The 3,384-nt window shown below is 61.0% G+C and carries 3 protein-coding genes; 1 reads left to right on the forward strand and 2 read right to left on the reverse strand.

Translation table 11 applies throughout. The features are described from left to right. Together ABYW26_RS12220 and ABYW26_RS12225 are read right to left on the reverse strand one after the other, a co-directional pair. Nucleotides 1-243, reverse strand: a 243-nt coding sequence (locus ABYW26_RS12220; protein WP_372605177.1) for a hypothetical protein, incomplete at its 3' end; no start/stop codon positions are given. Between the two features lie 180 nt (nt 244-423). Then, nucleotides 424-1,032: a hypothetical protein gene (locus ABYW26_RS12225; protein WP_372605178.1), complete on the reverse strand. Its 609-nt coding sequence runs from the start codon at nt 1,030-1,032 to the stop codon at nt 424-426. Nucleotides 1,033-1,183: 151 nt separating this feature from the next. Between ABYW26_RS12225 and ABYW26_RS12230 the strand changes: the two genes are divergently transcribed. Continuing rightward, the gene (locus ABYW26_RS12230) at nt 1,184-3,325 is read left to right on the forward strand and encodes a tetratricopeptide repeat protein (RefSeq protein WP_372605179.1); all 2,142 of its coding nucleotides are present in this window, start codon (nt 1,184-1,186) and stop codon (nt 3,323-3,325) included. Nucleotides 3,326-3,384: the final 59 nt, after the last annotated feature.

Genomic DNA, 3,384 nt, shown 5'->3' on the forward strand with positions numbered 1-3,384 from the left:
GCCCGAAACACCCAAGGTGCCGGTAATGGTTGTGTTGCCGGAAATGCCAACTGTGCCCGAAACGGTCAAGCTACCCGAAACGGTCAGCGCGCCGCTCTGGTTATCCGCGTTGCCGGCGGCAAGACCGACCGTATCGGCAGCCATTGCTGTGGTAGGTGCGATAACAATTACACCGGCGACCATCGCGGCGGCTGTTACCAGCGCCAGACTGGACGTCGATGATTTGAACCTGGTGTGTTTCACTTCGATACCCTCGTTGAAATGTACTATTTTTTAGCGCGAACAAATTGATCGCACCTCCTCACGTTGTGATAAAGCAGATGAACTTGCGCCTGTGCAACCAATTTTTTGCAAAAATTACGCGACAATTTCTATCCATTGCCATGAAACCACAGCGATCCACTAAATATGGAATGGGTCGTTTCAGATTTTCAGCCAGTTTTCCGCGTCTTGCACATTGGCTGTCGCCAGCTCTTGCGGCAGGTGTGATCTGAGGGTCTGACGGGCCTCGGGGTTGCTCAAAAAATCATCAAAAGCGATGGTGTAATAGGACCGCTGGGCCTGAATCAGGCCCGAGAACAGCGAACTATATACGGTCCCTGCCCCGGCGGCGCCGTAGACCTGATGCCATTTGCGCCGCAGCCGGGTTTTCTCGATTGCCTCGAACCGGCGGGTGATGACGATGAAGGTCGGGTCGCAGGCTTCGGCGATCTGCGGCACCATGAAGGCGCTCAGCGGATGTTTCAGCGCGATCACCGAATGACCGGCCTTGGCGGCCTCGTCCTGTTTGGCGGCCAGCCAGGGTTTGAACCAAGTGTTAAAGTTCTGCGCCGGTTGCAGCGGTTTCAGCGTCAGCTCGTCAACATGGGCGGCAAGGGCGTTGCGGAACTCGATGGATTCGTGGCTGTTCGGCGTGCGCTCATCATAGGTCATGACATGCGGCGGGCAGGTATAGGCACCCAGACGCTCGATATAACCGGTCAGCGCGGTCGAGCCCGAGCTCCATGTTCCAAGAATAATAACTGTTTTCATAACCTGCCCTGCAATACTACGACGGTCTCTGTCTAAACTGGCCCGGACCGGGCATTCAACCGTTTACAGCGACCTATACATTTTCGGCACGGCGGACTATTGGTGCCGCAGTCAAAAACCAGTGCTTTTCTTTCAAACGACGCGGATTGTTATGACAGTTGATGAAACCCTCGCTTATGCCCGCGACTGCGCAGCGGCCGGAAATATTGCCGAGGCCCGGCGGATGTACGAGCTGATCCTGAACCAGTTTCCCAACAGCACCGCCGCCAAACAGGGGCTGGCCAGCCTTGGCGTTGCCATTCCCGAACAGCGCGCGGCGCTGGCGAAGGTTCTTGAGGATCTGGACAAGAAAATCCAAACCGGGCTGGCCGCGCCGCAGATCGTGCAGATCCGCGAATTGGCGAAACAGTTCTGGCTGGAGCCGGGCGTGCAATATGCGCTGTGCCATGCCGAGGCCTATTCCGGCGATGCCGCCGCGTCGCTGACCGCGATCGAGGCTGCTTGTCGTCTGTCGCCGGAAACCGGTCGCTATCACAAGGCCCGCGCTGATCTGCTGCGCACCCATCACCGGATCGAAGACGCCATCGCCGCCTATCACCGGGCGCTGGAACTGCTGCCCGAAGACATGGGCCTGCTGAACAATCTGGGCGTCACCTATATTGCCACCCGCAATTATGCCGAGGCCATCCCCTGCTTCGAACGGATGCTCGCGATCAACCCCGCCAGCGCGCCGGCGCTGAACAATCTGGCGGTCGTGGCGCATGACTCCGCCCGTTTCGAGGACTGCATCGGCTATGCCGAGCGCGCGCTTGCCGCCGATCCCGGCTATGTGGCGGCGCTGAACAATCTGGGCAATGCCCGCATGGCGCTGTCGCGCTTTGACGAGGCGGCCGAAGCCTATGACCGGGCGCTGGTCCACGAGCCGGGCAATTTCGAAATTCGCTCGAAACTGATGCTGTGTCTGGCGCGGATCTGCGATTGGCAGGCCCTTGCCCCGCATCGCGAGATCGTCGAGCGCGAATTGAAAGGCGGCAGTCAGCCGCGCGCCCTGCCGAACCCCTGGGCGTGGCTGGGCATCTTTGACGATTCCGAAATCCACCATATCGTGTCGGTCGGCAATGCCCGTGGGTTGCGCCATCGCCCCGATCTGGGCCCGATCCCCGCGCGCCCGCGTCGCGATAAGATCAAGGTCGGGTATTTCTCGGCCGATTTCCATAACCACCCGACCACGCATCTGATCTCGGGGCTGTTCGAACAGCATGACCGGTCGCGTTTTGAGATTTCGGCCTATTCCTTTGGCCCCGACCGCGACCCCGACATCCGCGACCGCGTCCGCAAGGGCGTCGATGCCTTCCATGATGTGCGCACCCTGTCGGATATCCAGATCGCCCGTCTGGCGCGCGAGCACGGTATCGACATTGCCATCGACGTTAACGGCCACACCGCGAACAAGCGCACCGGCGTCTTTACCTATCGCGCCGCGCCGGTTCAGGTGAACTATCTGGGCTTCCCCTCGACCATGGGGATGGAGGACATGGATTACGTGCTGGCCGATGCCACGGTGATCCCCGACGAGAACAAGCGCTTTTTCACCGAGAAAGTCGCGTGGATGCCGGGCTGTTATCAGGTCAACGACAATCGCAAAGTCGTCTCAAACCCCGGCCCGTCGCGTCAGGACTGTGATCTGCCCGAGGGTGCGTTCGTGTTCTGCTGCTTCAACAGCAGCTACAAGATCACCGGCGAGGTGTTCGACATCTGGATGCGGCTGATGCGCCAGGTCGAGAACAGCGTGCTGTGGCTGTTCCGCTCGAACGATCTGGTCGATGTGCGCCTGCGCCAGCACGCCGAGGCGCGCGGCGTGTCCGGCGACCGGCTGATCTTTGCCCGCCGCGTCAGTCAGGCCGATCATCTGGCCCGCCATCGCCACGCCGATCTGTTTCTCGACACCCTGCCCTATAATGCCCACACCACCGCCAGCGATGCGCTGTGGATGGGGCTGCCGCTGGTGACGTTGCAGGGTCAGACCTTTGCCGGTCGGGTGGCGGCCAGCGCGCTGAAGGCCGTTGGCCTGCCTGAGCTGATCACCACCACCCCCGCGGATTACGAGGCGCTGGCGCTGCAACTGGCCACTGACGCCGACACCCGTGCCGCCTATGCCGCGCGGCTGATCGCCAACCGCGACACCGCCAGCCTGTTTGACACCGCGCGCTTTGCCCGCGACGCCGAGGCGCTGTTCACCCAGATGCACGAGCGCGTCCTTTCCGGCCTGCCGCCCGCGCATCTGAGCCTGTAACCGCCCGGCCCGCGCCGTTTGAAAGAGAGACCCATGAAAAACATCCTGATCACCGGCGC

It is taken from the genome of Actibacterium sp., assembly GCF_041584535.1.
Classification (GTDB): domain Bacteria; phylum Pseudomonadota; class Alphaproteobacteria; order Rhodobacterales; family Rhodobacteraceae; genus Actibacterium_D.